The sequence below is a fragment of the Catalinimonas locisalis genome, from assembly GCF_038039535.1.
Lineage (GTDB): Bacteria > Bacteroidota > Bacteroidia > Cytophagales > Cyclobacteriaceae > Catalinimonas.
This window is the reverse complement of record NZ_JBBPHP010000007.1, coordinates 49,483-67,517: the sequence shown is the minus strand read 5'-3', so window position 1 is coordinate 67,517 and position 18,035 is coordinate 49,483. Positions and strand designations below refer to the sequence as shown.

Genomic DNA, 18,035 nt, shown 5'->3' with positions numbered 1-18,035 from the left:
TAAATCAGATTTAGCATGAAAAATATAGTTAGAATTTTCACCCTTATAGTCATCAGCAGTACACTTTTGCTCAGCGGCTGCTATGATGAATTTGACAAAACTGAGGCTTTTGAACCCTTTACCAAGCTTGCTTTCACACCTGCTGACGGTAATTTTGAAGGAGCCACGGATGTCATCGTAGAGATTAGCGCTCCCAATCTGGAAAGCGCAACTGCCACTGCCCTGGGAGATGGAGTAAGTGTAGACTTAGGTACCCTTAGCTTTAGCAATGGTATAGCCACTTTGAGCGTACCTTTGTCAGAAATAGAGGGTGCGGATAGAATCAATTTTACAGCTTCTAATACTGATGGCAGACCATTTACCACGCGCTATCAGATTTCCTACTAAGATTATCAACCATATACAACGCTTTGTGATTATTCCTTAGCCAACCAAAAAGCGTGAGATTCCTGAAATTTCACGCTTTTTTCTTTCTTTACTAAAAAAGGGCTCTGTTAGTTTAACCTTACTTCTGCCTGCAATTATGAAAACATTACTTCTCTGCTTTGCTGCTTTACTTCTGTCGCCTCCCGTCCTCAGCCAGATTCCTGATCGGCACCTTATTGGGGAATGGTATTTTGCTCCACAGTACACGCTTCCAGGGAATGCATATAATGTTCCTGGCCCTTTCATTCCTCCGCCAGCAACTCCTTATAAAAAAGTGGATACGCAGGCTTATCCGTTCATTTTTCATGGAGAAGAACCTACTGAGCGTATCAGTAATTTTTTACCTACAGACAGCTTGCCTCAGGGTCCATTCTCTATAGAAATGTGGGTAGAGGATCATGTGAACCAGCCGGTGGGTGTGCTGGCTACCGTCAAAGGAAAAGACATCAATACCGAGCCAGACTGGTTACTGGGTTACTATGATAACGACGTCATTTTTACTTTGGTCACAGAAGATTCACCTGCGGGTACCATCTTACATGCCAAAGCGGATAAACCCTGGAAGCGTTACTGGCATCACATACTGGCTACTTATGATGGCAATCGCATCAGCCTGTATCTGAATGGTGAAGAAGTCAGCAGTACTACCATAGAAATGCGCCTTCAGGATAGGTTACCCTCTCCCGAAATTGAAATTGCCGCCTATATGAAAAATGAACCTTATATGGATATGGGCAACCTGCTGAAGAGCATGCGCATTTACGATTGTGCTTTGAATGGAGAGCAGGTACAAAGTCGTCTTACAAGTCTGCAGTCAATGGTAGAGAAAGGTTGGTTTTATGAGGATAAGTTTCATTTCAATACCGGTCCCTACCTTCACTTTGCCACACAAAACAGTATCAATCTGGTCTGGGAAACCGATCGCCCGGCTAATGCAATCATCCGGTACGGCCAAGAACTTCCTTTGCAGGAAGAGATTGAAAATGCTGACTTTACAACCATTCAGGAAATCACTTTAGCAAATCTGGAACCTGCTACTCCTTACTTCTATAACATCATTTCTACCGATGAGACAGGCAATCAGATAGAGTCGGGGGTGCTTACTTTTCAGACAGCCGTGCAGGATGAAGATGCCTACGCCTTTGCGCTGATCGGAGATACGGAAGCCCGACCTCATATCAATGACCGTATTACCAAAATGGTATGGGATGAGCGTCCTAATTTTGTACTGAACCTGGGCGACCTTACCGATGGTGGTTTTGAACCACATAAGTTTGAGTGGAACTACGAATACTTTGCTGGTACGCGACAATTGCACAGCCGTGTTCCGGCTTTCCCGGTTCCTGGAAATGGAGAGGCAGATCTTTACTGGTATAAAAAATATCATAAGCTGCCTGGCAATGAAGCTTACTACTCTTTTCGTTATGGCAATGCTGAATTTTTTATGCTCAACAGCAATGAGAGCAAAGACCAATTTAAGCCGGATGGAGAGCAGTATATATGGCTGGAGGATGCGCTAAAAAACTCAAAGGCTCGTTGGAAATTTGTGGCTCATCATCATGCACCCTACTCCGCAGATGAAGATGATTACGGAAATTCCTGGGGAGGCACATCAAATTACGGAGATCCGGCTGTACGCCCTATTGTACCGCTATACGAAAAATATGGGGTAGATATGGTTTTCTTTGGTCACCTGCATACCTATCAGCGCAGCCTGCCAGTGTTAGATAACCTGGTCAAAGAAGAGGGAGGAGTGATTTATGTTCAGTGTGGAGGGGGTGGCGGTAACCTGGAAGATTTTGCTCCGGCAAGAGCCTGGTTTAGTGCCAAAACCTATCGTGGTCACCATTATGCCACCGTAAGCATTCACCACAATACATTGCGCTACCAGGTATTTGACTCAGAAGGCAGGATGAAAGACTTTCTGGATATAGAAAAGTAAGCTGATCAGCGAAGCTTATTCATTTTCATCCAGCTGCTTCAGATAAGCCTGATTTGAGATTTGCTTTTTCTCTTCGGCTAGCTTTGCGTCATTTCCAATACATTTATAACAATAAGCGGTAATAAACCGCTTTAGCTCAAGCACTTCATCATGCTGGCTTTCTTCTTCCAGTCTGGTCAGCTTTTTCATTGCTCTTTCAGGCTTGTTCCTGTAAGCTTCATTCAGAATAGAGTGCAAATTTGCTGCTTCCACCAAGGACTCATTTTCACTTTTCCTGACTACTTTTTTCAGAGACTGGTCACTCATATCCAGAAAAGCATATTTTAGAAGATCATTGCTGGTTTGTCTGGCTAGCTTTTGGTACTCCTGACCTAAGTGCAGATAATCTTCACCCACAGCCTTTTTATTCAAAAGCGGCAGCAAGGCTTCATTGAGTGTACTCACATTTTCCGGCATGGCCTGCAGTAGAGAAAGATAAGGCTCAGGACCACCATAGCCTACTTGTTCATATATTACCTCACCTGCTGCATTGGCAATCACCACTTTTGGAATACTCCTCGCCTGATATTGCTGGGCGGTGGCTCTATCTTGATCTACATCAATTTTCAAGGATACAAATTTTTCTGACAGTCGCTCCATCTCAGGCAAACTCCACATTTGACTGTCCATTGCTTTACAGGGACCGCACCATATCGCCCAAAAATCCATAACAATTAATTGATTTTTGGATAATGCAACAGCCTGAGCTGATCTCAAATCATTGTACCATGTCACCTGCGCAGAAGCACTCAGCACTGTGATGGCAAAAAATAGAATAAAAAAACACTTAAGCATAACGTATTGATTTCAGATAAAAACTGTGTATATATCACTTTTTAATTAAAAGAAACACTCAAATTTCTCTCTAATAATTTAACTGAAAAAAATTGAAAGTTATGAGTAGGCTATAAAAAACTTTTTTGATTTACTCAACAGATTTTATCAGACATAAAAAAAACCATCCCAATGGCTTGAGATGGCTTCTGTTGGATATGAAACGAAAATCTATCTTTCCAATTTCATTAATTCCGCGTCAATGTTATACTCTCTAACAAGTTCTGTAGTATATTTTTTTCTTCCGTAGGGTACTAACAGGTAAAACTGTCCATTTTTGATCTTTGCCAGATTTGAGAACAGTTTCCACTTACTTACTACATCCTGAATATTTTTCTTGTCACCTTCTACTACCTGAAAATAATCTTTCCCCAGGTCTTTCTCACCCGTAAGGTCAGGAGTGTATGACTTGTCAGAAGTCTTTTCGGTAAAGCTGGTAGGCGACTCATACTCAGGCAATTCCGCCTTAATGTCGCTATACCCTCTTTTTTCCAAAAGGCGAACAGCTTGCTGCAAGTACTTCATTTGTTTGCTGTCCTTTTTTGTAATCACTGTATCTGTATCCATAGTAAACAAGTAAAATTTTCAATTAACCAAAATGTCATCGGCCATGTACCTATAAAGGCACTCAGATTGTAATAAAACACAAGAATTTTGCTCCGGAATGGAACCGAATGTGTTATATTAAAAAATTTGTATAACTACCAATGACTCTATTAAAACAGCTGCTAAGTTAATAAAGTTCGGTTAAACTTTGAATAAGTATTAGCATTAATTTGCCTTTTAGTAAGATTTAGGTTAACCTAAAAGTGTATATATCGGTTTAATAACAAACTAATTATGCCACCAAATCAAAGGCTTCTTTCATTGCAGCAGCAGTTTTTTTCACTGCCGCCTCGTCTTCCATATCACGTAGCGCCTGGTTAAAAGGCTCTGCCCTAATCGGCCCGTCAAATCCAATTTGGATAAGTGCGTTTAAAAAACCTTTGATGTCTATTACCCCGCTGGTCATAGGCAACTCTCTTTTACCATCAATTTGTTCTAACCTGTCCAGCCCTGAACGTGCATCATTAAGGTCACAGGCCACTACATCGCTATTATTCAAAGTCAAAATGTCATTTACATCTTCACCGGCAGTATACCAGTGGAAGCTATCCAGCACAAATCCAACGTTAGGCTCACCAATGGCAGTAATCAGTTCTTTGGTTTCCGCCATGGTACGCATAAAGGGATACTCCTTGGCATTCTGAAGGGTTTTAGGTCCTACATATTCTAGTCCAAATCGGATATTATGATCATTCAAAATTTTGGCTACTTCACGTAGGCGTATTGCATGTTCTCGGAAATTCTGTAAATAATTCAGAGTAGGATGATTAGGCATAATCCAGGTGGTAATGCGGGTGACACCTGCCTTCTGCAAGCCCTCGGCATGCTTAGGAAGCTCTATTAGGTCAGTCTCAAAAGTAGAACGATCGTTACGAAACTGTACAGGTAGCCCTGCGTTACCCCATACCAGATTTTTCTGCTTCATATCTTCCAGCAAGCTTTCTCTTTCTGAAGAAGAAATATCAGCCAGATAAGCAGAGTGGGCGCTCACCGACTCAAAACCATATTTACTTGCTAACTCAATTAACTCCTTCTGACCGGCACTCACTCCAATAGATCCCCCATCAAGCTGCATGGTAAACTTACGAGTAGCCAAAAGCTGGTCAGGCTGGCTCATTACATGAGAAAGGGGTACAGAAAAGGCTGCTGCGGTGATTAAAGATGATTTTTGGATGAACTGGCGTCGGTTGTGCATGTTTGATTGTGTTTTTTCAAGTATAGCACTTTTTAGAAAAACTTAAAAACAGTAGTGAAGTTGCCTTCACAGAAATATGTTAAATCCTTTTTTTTTGAGGAGTTTATTCAGGCTACACTCAAAACATTTCGGGGTAAATTTTCTTTATTAGTTGTTAGCTATAACAGGCTATTTTTTTAACTAAAACATATTCAGATATGAAACTGATAAAATATAAATTCATTTTTTTAGCGTTTGCAGTTTTTGCTGCTTCAGATGTATTTGCTCAGGCCCAAAATCCTGCTATGCCCGACAGCAGTAATATTTATCTGGGAGAAGCCATTGGAAGATCTCAGATTGATGTAAATGAACTGCCCGAAGAAGTTATAGGAAGCATAGAAGCCAGTGAATATAGAGGCATGAATATGGTAGCTATTTATAAAGTAGATATCGTACCGGGCCAGGAAACCACCACCGACAGCATTATCAACAAATCTATAAATGAAAACGAAAGCAGTCGTCCATACCGCATGAGAAATGATAATTTGAGCCTCAACGAGACTTATTATCAGGACACTTATAACGACCTTCAAAAAGAAGAACTGGATGAGAGCACTGCCCAGGAAAATGTTACCGATGCTGACAAGACTGAGGGGCTAGATACCAGCACTAATGATCAGATAAGCCAGAGTCAAATACCAGACAATGTGGAGGTGTATTATGAGGTAGAAGTAAATGGTAAAGACAAAACAGAGGGCTATGTGCTATTGTTTGATGCAAAGGGGCAACTTACACATACTATTCCCCAAGATATGTAGAGGCCAACATTATCATATTAGTATTTAAGAAACGGGTTTCAGCCCGTTTCTTTATAAAAAAGGTAATAGTAAATTAAATGCTTGTAGTAAGCTTGTCTTTTCCATTCTCAGTGTGCAGAGGGTGTAAATTCCGGCTTGATCTCCTGGCTAAAAAGTACCCAAAGTCCATACACTCCTAATGCCGTCCCTATGGGAAATGCAGGTATACTCAAAATACTTAAGATGATAATGAGGATACGGGCCCACTCTTGTCGTTTCAATAGCCCCCAGCCTCCCAGAATATTTACTGCACCCATAGCAGCTATAAAAAAACCAAGTCCGCCTCCTACCAGGGAAGTTACCCACATAGCAGTATCATCTCCTGAGATCATACCACTACCTGCAATGACCAAAGCTAAGATCAAACCGCTTAGCACTGCTAGAGCACCAAAAATGATGTTTAAATAAGCCAGAATTTCAATGTGTTTGCGCATAAGTGTGTATTGGTTAATTGGTTGATTAATCCAATATAACCATATTATGTAAATATTTACGCATTTTGCACACCGGCTTAGTCAGCAATTCAGTTATACTTTCTCCTACGAAAGCTTATGCTTATAAGACTCATATCCAAAGGTTTTTACTAATTCAAAAGTATCATCTTCGTGCCAGATTCCGATTGAGGGATGCCGCACTCCGTTGAAAGTAGTGGTTTTGACCATGGTGTAATGCATCATATCATTAAATACCAGCATATCTCCCGGTTTTAGAGGCTGTTCAAAATGATAGTCGCCTACATAGTCTCCTGCCAGGCAGGTAGTCCCTCCGATACGGTAAGCCGGTTGTCCGGGCCTGGCATCTTCTGCGCCTAATATTTTAGGTTTATAGGGCATCTCAATACAATCAGGCATATGGGCTGCTACACTTACATCCAGTATTACCGCATGTACGCCTTTGCTATCAATCACATCCTGCACGGTAGAAGTAAGATAACCGGTATCCCAGGCTACGGCTGAGCCCGGCTCCATGATGATATCCAGATCGTACTTTTCACGCATTTTCCTGATCAGACCAATCAGGTGGTCAATGTCGTAACCTTCTCTGGTCATCAGGTGACCGCCCCCCATATTGAGCCATTTGGCCTGATGGAGCAGATGACTGAACTTGGCCTCCACTTCTTTAAGTGTTCTTTCCAGTGCATATGAATCGCTTTCGCAAAGGGTATGGAAATGTAGCCCTTCAATGCCTTCGGGTAAGGTATCGCCGATCTGGTCAGCTGTTACGCCCAGGCGGGTACCAATGGCGCAGGGATTATATAAGTCAGTCTCTACCTCAGAGTATTCAGGATTAATGCGTAAGGCGCAAGAAATACTTTTTGGATGAGCCTGTACTTTACCTTTAAAACGTTCCCACTGATGAGGAGAATTAAAGGTAATATGATTGCAATAACTCATCAGTTCATCAAACTCATCCTCAAAATAAGCAGGACTGTAAGCATGTACTTCATCACCAAATTCTTCAAACCCTAATCTTGCTTCGTGTAAAGAAGATGCAGTAGTACCGTGCAGATACTGTCTGATCAGACCAAAAGTACTGAACATCGCGAAACCTTTGAGGGCCAATATGATATTGACACCAGACTCATCCTGCACACGCTTCATAATCTCCAGATTGCGACGCAACTTGCTCTCTTCCAGTACAAAACAGGCTGAGGGAACTTCCTTAAAATTGATAGGCATAGTATTTATTCATTGAAAAGGGAGGTCTGTGCCTCCCTGTCAGTCATTAATTGATATTATAATCGTCAAAAGCCAGAGGTTCATCCACCCTTTCATGCCAGGGTAATCCATATTGGTTTAGTGCTTCCATAAAAGGATCAGGATCAAATTCTTCCACATTATATACACCTGCCTTTTTCCATTCTCCTTTCAGCATCATCATGGCACCGATCATGGCTGGAACTCCGGTAGTATAAGAAACCGCCTGGGCACTTACTTCTTTATAGGTTTCTGCATGATCGCAGTTATTGTAGATATAATACGTTTTCTCCTGTCCATCCTGAATACCCTTAATCTGGCAACCGATAGAGGTTTGTCCTTTGTAATTCTCACCCAATGTACCAGGCTCAGGAAGTACCGCCTTCAAGAACTCCAGTGGCACGATATCCATACCATTAAATTTCACCGGGTCAATACGCGTCATGCCCACATTTTGCAGCACAGTGAGGTGTTTGATGTATTCCTGTCCGAAAGTCATCCAGAAGCGGGCACGCTTGAGATGCTTGATATTTTTGGTAAGCGACTCCAACTCCTCATGATAGAGCAGGTAAGACTCTTTAGGGCCAATTTCCGGATAGTCAATCGGCTGGTGGATTTCCAAAGGCTTCGTTTCTTTCCACTCTCCTTTTTCCCAGTAACGGCCATTTTGCGTAATCTCCCGGATATTGATCTCAGGATTGAAATTAGTAGCAAATGCTTTTCCGTGATCTCCGGCATTACAATCTATGATGTCCAGATAATGGATCTCATCAAAATGATGCTTCTGCGCGTAAGCGGTAAATACGCCGGTTACACCAGGATCAAAGCCGCAGCCAAGTAAAGCCATTAAGCCAGCTTCCTTAAAGCGGTCCTGATATTCCCACTGCCATTTATATTCAAATTTAGCCACATCTTTGGGTTCATAGTTGGCAGTATCCAGGTAATGTACCCTGGTTTCCAGACAGGCATCCATGATAGTGAGATCCTGATAAGGCAGGGCTACATTGATCACCATTTCAGGCTGAAACTTTTTGATCAAAGCTACCAGCTCTGGCACCTGATCAGCATCCACCTGAGCGGTTTGGATAGGTTTGACATCAGGATATTTTTCTGCCACCATACGGGCAATCTGATCACATTTAGATTGTGTACGGCTGGCCAGCATTATTTCTGAAAAAACTTCTGGAACTGAGGCGCACTTATGGGCAACTACATTCCCAACACCACCGGCTCCAATGATTAACACTTTACTCATAGGTCTAAAAAGTTTTTTAATGGCATGATGTGTCGCAAAGGTACAAATTCAACCCATAAAGCAAACAGCTGTTTGGCGAAGGCTAAATAAAATGTACTACAAAAAAAAGATTGTCCCGCCACAAGCGAAACAATCTCCAATTGATTGAAATCACAAAAATCAAATAATCATTAACCCAAAAATGCTTTCAACATCCAGATACGCTTTTCTGTAGCAGTAATCAGATCGCTGATCAGAGTAATGGTAGCTTCGTCTTTATAATCTTCTGCCTGGTGAAGTACTTCTTTAAGGTCATATAATAATACCTGATTGTTTTTCATGGTGAAGTGAACCGCCTCCTCACCATTACTGATATTTTTGGCTGATGTAAGCTGGGCCTGCTGAAAATAATCCTCCAGAGTATGCAGCGGTGTAGCCCCTAGCGCACGAATACGCTCAGCGATGTCATCAACGGTTTCACTTGCTTCTCGGTATAATGATTCAAATTTATCGTGTAGATGGAAAAATGGTGCCCTTGAACGTTCCAGTGAAAACCCCTCAGGTTTTGGTAATACAACTGATAATCAGCAAGAAGTTGATTCAGTTGCTTTACAAGTTTTTCGTTTCTCACCTCTGTGTGAGACTTGGCGACTGCTGTATTCATCATCGTATATTAAAGTATTGATAAGCAAATATACGCAATACATTACCATCAGAATAATTGATAATTATTATATTTACATAAACAAAAGTTATACTATGACTCTAGAGCAACTTCAATACGCTTTGGCTGTATATCAGCGCCTTAGTATCATGAAAGCCGCGGAAGCCTCGCACGTGAGCCAGCCTGCGCTGAGTATGCAGCTCAAAAAGCTGGAAGATGAGATTGGTTTCGTATTATTTGACCGCACACACAAACCTATACGGGTTACAGAATCCGGAAAAATATTTTTGGAGAAAGTAAAAGAGCTTGCCTTGTCTTTCAAAGGATTGCAAGGGCTTGCCGAAGAATTACAAAGCAGAGAAAGTGGCCTGCTCAAAGTGGGAATCATCCCTACTCTTGCACCTTACCTTCTCCCTCTGTTTGTAAGACAATTCAATGCAACATACCCTGAAATTGAGCTTCATATCACAGAATTGACTACTGAAGAAATTCTAAGCCAAATCAGGGATGGCAATATAGACGCAGGAATTATTGCTACTCCCGTAAGTGCCAGCGGACTAATATTTGAGGTATTGTTCTACGAACGTTTCTTCATCTACCTTTCTGAAGACCATCCCTTATATACACAAAAAAACATCTATCTGGATGAGATTAGCGGCAGGGACTTATGGCTGCTGAAAGAAGGGAACTGCTTCCGTAACCAGATCAATGATATCTGCCATCTGGGTAAAAAGACAGCGCAGGAAAAATTTACTTACGAAAGTAGTTCTATTGCCTCTTTGATGCGCATCGTAGAGCATCAGGGAGGGATTACTTTCATTCCTGAGTTGGCAACATTAGGTGTAGGAGCTATGCAGGAAAATATGCTCAGAGACATTAGCGGGCAGAAAGTAGTCAGAGAGATAAGCCTGGTGCATAGCCGTTTTCACTATAAGCAAAACATTTTCAACAAGCTAAAAGATAGTATATTGCAAAATATTCCTCAGCATTTACGGACTGCCGGAAAGTATGAGATCGTGGATTCTTTTATCCGTATGTGAAATTTTTTTTGTGAAAAATAAACCCTTTAGTTATATTAACCGTTGTATATACAACAAAAGTAGAGACAAAACATGAAGCTTGAGGAAGTAATAAAGCAGGACCAGTTTAAAAACCCATATTACAAAGCAATACTGAACATAAGGGTAACTGAAAGTTGGCTGTCCAGTCAGATCAATCAGCGTTTAAAAACTTTTGGTATTTCTCAGGAGCAGTATAACGTATTGCGCATTCTGAAAGGACAACATCCTAATCCTTCATCTTTACTTCTCATCACCGAGCGCATGGTCAACCGTATGTCCAATGCCACACGCCTGGTAGAAAAGCTTAGAAAAGGTGGGTATGTCACCCGTAAAGAATGCCCCAGTAATCGCCGAAAAGTAGATATCCTGATAACAGATAAGGGTTTGGAATTATTAGACCAGATAAAGCCTGAACTGGATGAGAGTATGGACAATATGAAGAACCTAAGTATAGAAGAAGCTAATCTTTTGAATGATTTGCTAGACAAATTCAGAGGGTAGCCATCCCAGCTAAAATTTTTTATCTAATTAATTGTATAGACAAATATTTTATAAACAACTAAATTCAATAATTATGGAAAATGTAGCAGAAAAAAAAGCAAGCTGGGTTTTAGATCCCATGCACTCAGAAATCCAGTTCAAAGTAAAGCACCTGGTAATTTCCACCGTTACGGGTAGCTTTGGTAAGTATGAAGCCAGCTTCAATAGTGAAAAAGAAGATTTCTCTGACGCTCAGATTAGTTTTTCAGCAGATGTCAACAGCATCAGCACCAATAACGAGCAAAGAGATGCGCATTTGAAATCTGATGATTTTTTTAATGCTGAACAATATCCTAAACTTAGCTTTACATCTAAAGAATTAAAGAAAACCGGAGATGGAGCGTACAAATTAGCAGGAGAGATGACCATCCGCGATATTACAAAACCTGTAGAGTTGGATGTAGAATATGGCGGAACCATGGTAGACCCTTATGGCAATACCAAAGTAGGTTTTGAAGTAAGTGGAAAGATCAACCGTAAAGAGTTTGGCTTAAGATGGGATGCCGTTACCGAAGCCGGAGGTGCAGTAGTAAGTGATCAGGTAAAGATTATTGCTAACGTGCAGTTCGCCAAGCAGGGATAATGTTGTAGTAATAAGCCGGAAGTGGGAAGTCCGAAGCTGGAAGTTGAAAGTAAACTTCGGTCTTCAGACTCCCGACTTCGGTCTTCTAATCTTACTTATCCCCTCACCTGTCCTTCACCGTATATTTGCCACTTGTAGCTGCAAAGCTCCGGTAGAGCCATTGGTCCACGAGCGTGTAATTTTTGTGTACTGATTCCAATTTCAGCGCCCATACCAAACTGAGCACCATCGGTGTAGGCAGTAGAAGTATTGGCATAAACCGCCGCGGCATCTACTGATTGCATAAATTCTTCAACCGTCTTTTTATCCTCAGCGATGATGGCTTCACTATGCTTGGAGCTATATTTCGCAATATGACCTAAAGCTTCCTCCAGGTTTTGTACAGTTTTGATGGACATTTTGTGTGCTAAAAACTCTGTTCCGAAATGCTCTGGCTGAGCCTGGTGTAATAGAGCTACCGGGTACTTGTTTTCCAATTGCGCATAGCTTTCCGCATCAGCAAATATTTCCACCTCTTTGGTGATTAGCTCATGCGTGAGTTCTTCCAAATCTTCTACTCTATCCCGATGAATAATAAGGCAGTCCAGTGCGTTGCAGACACTTACACGTCGTGTCTTGGCATTAAAGATGATTTTCTTACCTTTTTCCAGATCTCCACTTTTATCAAAGTAGGTATGTACGATGCCCGCCCCGGTTTCTATCACTGGCACTTTGGCATGATCACGTACAAAATTTATCAACCCTTGGCTTCCTCTGGGAATGATAATGTCTATAAAACCCACAGCTTCCAGCATCACCTGTGTGGCCTCCCTTCCCGCTGGCATGAGGTAAAGCATGTGCTCGTCAATCTGATGCTTTTTAAGAACCTCATGGATGATCGCAACAATTGCGATATTGGAAAATTCAGCATCACTTCCCCCTTTCAGTACACAGGCATTACCGGATTTTAGGCAAAGTGCAAATACATCAAAAGTAACATTTGGACGTGCTTCATAAATGATCCCTACCACCCCCATAGGAACGCTTATCTTACGCAACTGCAAACCGTTTTCCAAAGTCTTCTCTTCCAACACTTTTCCTAAGGGGGAGTCTAGCTTAGCCACATTACGCATATCAGCCGCAATGCTTTGAATACGTTCCAGAGTGAGCATGAGGCGGTCATACTTTGGATCATCGGCATCCATGCGATCCAAATCTTTCTGGTTGGCTTCCAGAATAGCTTCAAATTGTTTAACCGCCTGATCAGCTACTTCATTCAGTACCTGATTGATTTGTTTATCGCTCAACAGATAAGCCTTACGAGCAGCTTTTTGTACTGCCTTCAGATGTTCGTTGATATTCATTTCAGCAATCATACCCTAAAATTAATAAATCATAACTTACAAAGAAGCTTAGACCGGGGATATTGACTTATCTTTTTAAACAATCAAATAAAAAGGCCACTCCAAAAGAGCAGCCTCTGTTTTATATGGAATCTACCGCCAGACGGTATGTCGGGTCTTCAATGATATTGACATCAATAACTTTCTCAGCATTTTTGAGTAATACTCTGCAATCATTGCTGAGGTGTTTCAGATGAAGAGTTTTACCGGCTTTACGATAACGCTCCGTAATCTTATTCAATGCTTCTATTCCTGACATATCGGCTACCCTACTCTCAGCAAAGTCAATAATAACTTCCTGAGGATCATTCAGCACATCAAATTTTTCATTAAATGTAGCCACTGACCCAAAGAATAACGGACCATAGATTTCGTAGTGTTTCACACCCTGCTCATCAATATGCTTACGGGCACGAATACGTTTGGCATTCTCCCAGGCAAATACCAGCGCTGAAATAATCACGCCAATAAGTACGGCAAGGGCAAGGTTATGCAGGAATACTGTCACTAAAGTAACCAAAACCATTACGATAACATCAGATGTAGGCATTTTGCCAAAGCTTCGCATACTGGCCCATTCAAAAGTACCGATGGCTACCATAATCATCAGTCCGGTAAGTGCTGCCATAGGCAACTGCTCAATCATACTGGCACCAAACATGATAAAGAAAAGCAGCATGACCGAAGCCACAATACCCGAAAGTCTTGCGCGTGCGCCAGAAGATATGTTGATCAGGCTTTGTCCGATCATGGCACAACCACCCATACCCGAGAATAATCCCGATAGCATATTGGCTGCTCCCTGAGCTACACATTCTTTATTTCCCCTACCACGGGTTTCGGTAATCTCGTCAATCAGATTTAACGTCAGCAGGCTTTCTATCAGTCCTACTCCCGCCACAATTAGTGCATATGGAAAAATGATCTGTAGGCTTTCCAGATTAAAAGGGATTGCGGGAATATGGAAAGGAGGAAAGCTACCCTGAATAGAAGCAATATCTCCAACCGTTTTGGTTTCTATACCAAAACCAATCACAATGCCTGACACCACCAAAATGGCTGTCAAAGAAGCTGGAACTACTTTAGTCAGCTTGGGTAGCCCCCAAATGATGAGCATGGTAATCAGTACTAGGCCAAGCATCAGATACAATGTAGAGCCACTCATCCACTCCAGTGCGCCTGCTGCATTGATCACCTTAAACTGATCCATTTGAGAAAGGAAAATGACGATAGCCAGCCCGTTTACGAAACCAAACATTACTGAATGGGGCACCAGCCGGATGAACTTTCCGAGCTTCAATACACCAGCCAGCATCTGTATAACTCCTGCCAAGATTACTGTAGCAAAGATATATTCTACACCATGCGATTTGACCAGACTTACCAAGACCACCGCTACAGCTCCGGTAGCACCGGAGATCATACCGGGCCTCCCTCCTAGTACAGACGTAACCAAACCCATCATAAAAGCGGCGTACAAACCGGTGAGCGGTGACAAACCAGCAATCAGGGAGAAAGCCACGGCTTCTGGAATTAAGGCCAGCGCTACGGTTAGTCCTGATAAAATTTCGGTTTTGTAATCTACCTTTTGGGTTAAATCAAATAACTTAAAATACTGTTTCATAACTTTGATAACAGGACTCCCCTGCCAGGGGCATCCTCTGGTACTTTCAATTAATAATTTCAATGGAAATTCAGATCGGAATGACCTGTAGGTTGCTATTAGCGTTTCTTCGCAAATAAGTCGCAAATGTACGCATTTATTCAAAGAAATAAATGCAATTATGAAAAATTCACATTATGCAGGATAATTTTTTGTGAAAGACACAAACCAATAATCCCGCCAATAAAGTTCAGACTTGAAAGAAAATAATTAGTGTTATTTTAGAAAAATTTTTCAATACCAAACAGCCTACTATGAGCCTTACCATTAAAAATTTATTCCTACCGCTACTATTATTCGTCAGCTTCTCTCTCCATGGACAGGAGCTTCCTCCCATTGATATTCAAAAAGCAGGTTTTTCTGAAGAAAGAATCGCTCGCTTATCCGCCTACCTCAATCAGGAGATTGAAAAAGGAGACTTAGCCGGTGCAGTAAGCCTGATTGTAAGAAATGGAGTGACCGCCCACTACCAGAGCTATGGTTTAAGCCACTTATCAGAAAGTGATCCCATGCAAAAAGACCAGCTCTTCTTTATACAATCCATGACCAAGCCCATCATCAGTGTTGCTTTTATGATGCTGTATGAAGAGGGACATTTTGACTTAAATGACCCGCTGGAAAATTACTTACCTGCCTTTGCCGATATGCAGGTACAATCTTCAGAGAATGAAACCGATAGTTTAAAAGAGCCTATCCGTATCTGGCATCTGCTCAGCCATACTGCTGGCTTATCCCATGGACTCGGTAGTAGTGAGCTGGACAAAAAATACCGCGAATCACTTTACATGCAGCAACATCAAAATATAGAAGACAGAGTAAACGTATTACCTAAACTTCCATTGGTAGGTCAGCCCGGTGAACAATGGTATTACAGTGCTGCTCCTGATGTATTGTCTTTGCTGATTGAGCAGTTTTCTGGTATGAATACTGCCGAATTTTTACAAACACGTATTTTTGATCCATTGGGCATGCAAGATACCGGCTATAATGTAGCGGAAGATAAAAAAGAGCGTGTAGTGGGTTTGCATATCAAAAATCAAGCAGGCGAACTGAGCCTAAGTGAAAGGCAAACACCTACTACCGGAAATACTATTTACGGCGGAACGCATGGGCTTTTTTCAACAGCAGAGGACTATATGCGTTTTTGCCGGATGCTGCTCAATAAAGGTGAACTGGGTGGAAAGCAGTTACTAAGCCCAAAAACCGTAGAATTGATGACCATCAACCATGTAGGAGATTTTTTCGGAGATGGTTATGGCTTTGGGTTGGGCTTTTCTGTACGGACTGAGCTGTCTGAGCCAAAAGCATTGGGGTCGGTGGGGACCTTCGGCTGGTCGGGTGCTTATAACACTTACTTTTTCATTGATCCACAGGAAGAGCTGATAGGCATCCTCATGACTCAGTTTGCCCCCTACACAGATTTCTACAGTAAAAAATTTCAACAACTTGTATATCAGGCTATTATTGAATAAGATAATATGTAATTATTTTCAATTGCTTAAGCATCAGAAATTTCTTTGCTTATGCAGAAGCAGATAATCAAACTTTTTACAAATTCAGGTCGTATTCAGAGTGACTAGTATTCTTTCTTACATTTATTAGCGTATGGACTCTTCATTTGCCAAAAGGCTTTATCGTTCACATCAGGAGTGTATCAAATGTCCTTCTACCAAAGCTATCATTACTTTTTACCATGAGTTGATGGGGATACTCTTCCCTCCCTATGCCCAGGAAAATGTAGGCTCTTTTGATGATTTTGAAGAAAGAATACGGGCAATGAAGCTGGATATGGGTAAAATTCTGTATACTAACTTAATACATGAAAGTGATCAGCCGGAAAATATAGCAAATGCTTTTTTTCAGGCTATACCCAAAATTTATGATGACCTGCAGAAAGATATTGATGCTACCTTTGAAGGTGACCCTGCAGCGCAAACCAGAGATGAGGTAGTCCGCACATATCCAGGTTTCTACGCCATTGCTGCCTACCGAATAGCTCACAAGCTTCACCATTTAGGGGTAAAAAGTATCCCCAGATTGATCACTGAGTATGCCCACAGTATTACCAGCATAGACATCCACCCTAAGGCAACCATCGGAGATTACTTTTGCATAGATCACGGTACCGGTGTGGTAATCGGGGAAACAACAGTTATTGGTAATTATGTAAAAATCTATCAGGGAGTAACATTAGGGGCATTGAGCGTGAATAAGGAAGATGCCAGTGTCAAGCGCCATCCTACTATTGAGGATCACGTTGTGGTGTATTCCGGGGCTACCATTCTGGGAGGCAATACGGTGATAGGCCATCACTCTATAGTTGGCGGTAATGTATGGCTTACCCGCTCCATTCCGCCTCACTCCAAAGTGTACTATCAGGCCCAAATGCATAATAGTGAACAAGGACAAACCGATTTAATTATTTTTAAATAACCCATACCCATGACCCTTTTTGACCTGATTGGCAATACTCCTCAAGTTAAACTGGAGTACATCCCTAACTATAAAAACATTGCTATTTACGGAAAACTGGAAGGACAGAACCCGGGGGGAAGTGTAAAAGACCGCGCAGCCTATGGGATGATCAAAGGAGCGCTTGATCGGGGAGAAATCAAGAAGGGAGATAAACTGGTAGAAGCAACCAGCGGCAATACAGGTATCGCTCTGGCGATGATTGCTCAATCTATGGGAGTCCACATGACACTGCTCATGCCAGAAAATGCTACTCAGGAACGTATTCAAGCCATGAAAGCTTACGGGGCTGAAGTTATGCTTACCCCTGCTGACAAAACGATTGAATATTCACGTCAGCTTGCTGAGGAGATGGCTGCCAATCAAGGGTATTATATGCTCAACCAGTTTGCCAACCCGGATAATTATGGGATGCACTACAAGACCACTGGTCCGGAAATCTGGCGAGATACAAAAGGTAAGGTAACACATTTTGTATCGGCTATGGGCACTACCGGAACGATTATGGGCGTTTCCCGATATCTGAAAGAACAAAACCCCAACATTCAGATAGTAGGAACGCAACCTACCGAAGGTTCCAGCATACCGGGCATCCGGCGTTGGTCGCCAGAATATCTGCCCAAAATCTTTGAACGTGAGCGTGTTGACAGAATTATTGATGTGAGCGAAGATGAAGCCCGAATCATGGCCCGTCGTTTGGCCAAAGAGGAAGCAATACTTTCTGGCATGAGCAGCGGCGGTGCTTTGCAGGCTGCTCTAAAATTGGCCGAAGAACTGGAAGAAGGCGTAATTGTCTTCATCGTCTGCGACCGGGGCGACCGTTACCTAAGCTCTGATCTTTTTGATTAGGTTGTTGCTTAG

General features: G+C 42.0%; 18 protein-coding genes. 9 read left to right on the top strand and 9 right to left on the bottom strand.

Going from position 1 to position 18,035, the window contains the following annotated elements:
* The first annotated feature begins 15 nt into the window (after nt 1-15).
* Entirely contained in the window at nt 16-387 is a 372-nt protein-coding gene (locus tag WJR50_RS11405) for a hypothetical protein (protein WP_341293401.1), read from the top strand.
* Between the two features lie 136 nt (nt 388-523).
* Nucleotides 524-2,368 (top strand): metallophosphoesterase, encoded by a 1,845-nt coding sequence (locus WJR50_RS11400; protein WP_341293400.1) that lies wholly within the window; start codon nt 524-526, stop codon nt 2,366-2,368.
* A gap of 15 nt (nt 2,369-2,383) precedes the next feature.
* Here WJR50_RS11400 and WJR50_RS11395 read toward each other — a convergent pair whose 3' ends face one another.
* From WJR50_RS11395 to WJR50_RS11385, 3 genes are all read right to left on the bottom strand, one after another.
* Nucleotides 2,384-3,202: a thioredoxin family protein gene (locus WJR50_RS11395; protein ID WP_341293399.1), complete on the bottom strand. Its 819-nt coding sequence runs from the start codon at nt 3,200-3,202 to the stop codon at nt 2,384-2,386.
* Between the two features lie 210 nt (nt 3,203-3,412).
* Nucleotides 3,413-3,808: a hypothetical protein gene (locus WJR50_RS11390; RefSeq protein ID WP_341293398.1), complete on the bottom strand. Its 396-nt coding sequence runs from the start codon at nt 3,806-3,808 to the stop codon at nt 3,413-3,415.
* Nucleotides 3,809-4,079: 271 nt separating this feature from the next.
* Nucleotides 4,080-5,042 (bottom strand): sugar phosphate isomerase/epimerase family protein, encoded by a 963-nt coding sequence (locus tag WJR50_RS11385; protein WP_341293397.1) that lies wholly within the window; start codon nt 5,040-5,042, stop codon nt 4,080-4,082.
* A gap of 197 nt (nt 5,043-5,239) precedes the next feature.
* Between WJR50_RS11385 and WJR50_RS11380 the strand changes: the two genes are divergently transcribed.
* Nucleotides 5,240-5,839: a hypothetical protein gene (locus tag WJR50_RS11380; RefSeq protein WP_341293396.1), complete on the top strand. Its 600-nt coding sequence runs from the start codon at nt 5,240-5,242 to the stop codon at nt 5,837-5,839.
* Between the two features lie 107 nt (nt 5,840-5,946).
* On the opposite strand, the gene WJR50_RS11375 is transcribed toward WJR50_RS11380, so the two are convergent.
* From WJR50_RS11375 to WJR50_RS11360, 4 genes are all read right to left on the bottom strand, one after another.
* Complete coding sequence (locus tag WJR50_RS11375; RefSeq protein ID WP_341293395.1) at nt 5,947-6,312, bottom strand: hypothetical protein; 366 nt, start codon at nt 6,310-6,312, stop codon at nt 5,947-5,949.
* 105 nt (nt 6,313-6,417) lie between these two features.
* Nucleotides 6,418-7,557 (bottom strand): carboxynorspermidine decarboxylase, encoded by a 1,140-nt coding sequence (nspC, locus tag WJR50_RS11370; RefSeq protein ID WP_341293394.1) that lies wholly within the window; start codon nt 7,555-7,557, stop codon nt 6,418-6,420.
* Nucleotides 7,558-7,603: 46 nt separating this feature from the next.
* The gene (locus WJR50_RS11365; RefSeq protein WP_341293393.1) at nt 7,604-8,830 is read right to left on the bottom strand and encodes a saccharopine dehydrogenase family protein; all 1,227 of its coding nucleotides are present in this window, start codon (nt 8,828-8,830) and stop codon (nt 7,604-7,606) included.
* A 170-nt stretch (nt 8,831-9,000) separates the two neighbouring features.
* Nucleotides 9,001-9,357, bottom strand: a complete 357-nt coding sequence (locus WJR50_RS11360) for a Dps family protein (RefSeq protein ID WP_341293579.1) — start codon at nt 9,355-9,357, stop codon at nt 9,001-9,003.
* Between the two features lie 211 nt (nt 9,358-9,568).
* Between WJR50_RS11360 and WJR50_RS11355 the strand changes: the two genes are divergently transcribed.
* The 3 genes from WJR50_RS11355 (at nt 9,569) to WJR50_RS11345 (ending at nt 11,657) form a co-directional block, all read left to right on the top strand.
* Entirely contained in the window at nt 9,569-10,513 is a 945-nt protein-coding gene (locus WJR50_RS11355) for a hydrogen peroxide-inducible genes activator (protein WP_341293392.1), read from the top strand.
* A 72-nt stretch (nt 10,514-10,585) separates the two neighbouring features.
* Nucleotides 10,586-11,035, top strand: coding sequence for a MarR family winged helix-turn-helix transcriptional regulator (locus WJR50_RS11350; protein WP_341293391.1), 450 nt, complete (start codon nt 10,586-10,588; stop codon nt 11,033-11,035).
* Between the two features lie 73 nt (nt 11,036-11,108).
* The gene (locus WJR50_RS11345; RefSeq protein ID WP_341293390.1) at nt 11,109-11,657 is read left to right on the top strand and encodes a YceI family protein; all 549 of its coding nucleotides are present in this window, start codon (nt 11,109-11,111) and stop codon (nt 11,655-11,657) included.
* Between the two features lie 95 nt (nt 11,658-11,752).
* On the opposite strand, the gene WJR50_RS11340 is transcribed toward WJR50_RS11345, so the two are convergent.
* Nucleotides 11,753-13,012 (bottom strand): glutamate-5-semialdehyde dehydrogenase, encoded by a 1,260-nt coding sequence (locus WJR50_RS11340; RefSeq protein ID WP_341293389.1) that lies wholly within the window; start codon nt 13,010-13,012, stop codon nt 11,753-11,755.
* Nucleotides 13,013-13,121: 109 nt separating this feature from the next.
* Entirely contained in the window at nt 13,122-14,663 is a 1,542-nt protein-coding gene (locus tag WJR50_RS11335) for a SulP family inorganic anion transporter (protein WP_341293388.1), read from the bottom strand.
* Nucleotides 14,664-14,956: 293 nt separating this feature from the next.
* On the opposite strand from WJR50_RS11335, the gene WJR50_RS11330 reads away from it, so the two are divergent.
* The 3 genes from WJR50_RS11330 (at nt 14,957) to cysM (ending at nt 18,023) form a co-directional block, all read left to right on the top strand.
* Complete coding sequence (locus WJR50_RS11330) at nt 14,957-16,174, top strand: serine hydrolase domain-containing protein (RefSeq protein ID WP_341293387.1); 1,218 nt, start codon at nt 14,957-14,959, stop codon at nt 16,172-16,174.
* A gap of 133 nt (nt 16,175-16,307) precedes the next feature.
* Nucleotides 16,308-17,135: a serine acetyltransferase gene (locus WJR50_RS11325; RefSeq protein WP_341293386.1), complete on the top strand. Its 828-nt coding sequence runs from the start codon at nt 16,308-16,310 to the stop codon at nt 17,133-17,135.
* A 9-nt stretch (nt 17,136-17,144) separates the two neighbouring features.
* Nucleotides 17,145-18,023, top strand: coding sequence for a cysteine synthase CysM (gene cysM, locus WJR50_RS11320; RefSeq protein WP_341293385.1), 879 nt, complete (start codon nt 17,145-17,147; stop codon nt 18,021-18,023).
* Nucleotides 18,024-18,035 lie beyond the last annotated feature (12 nt).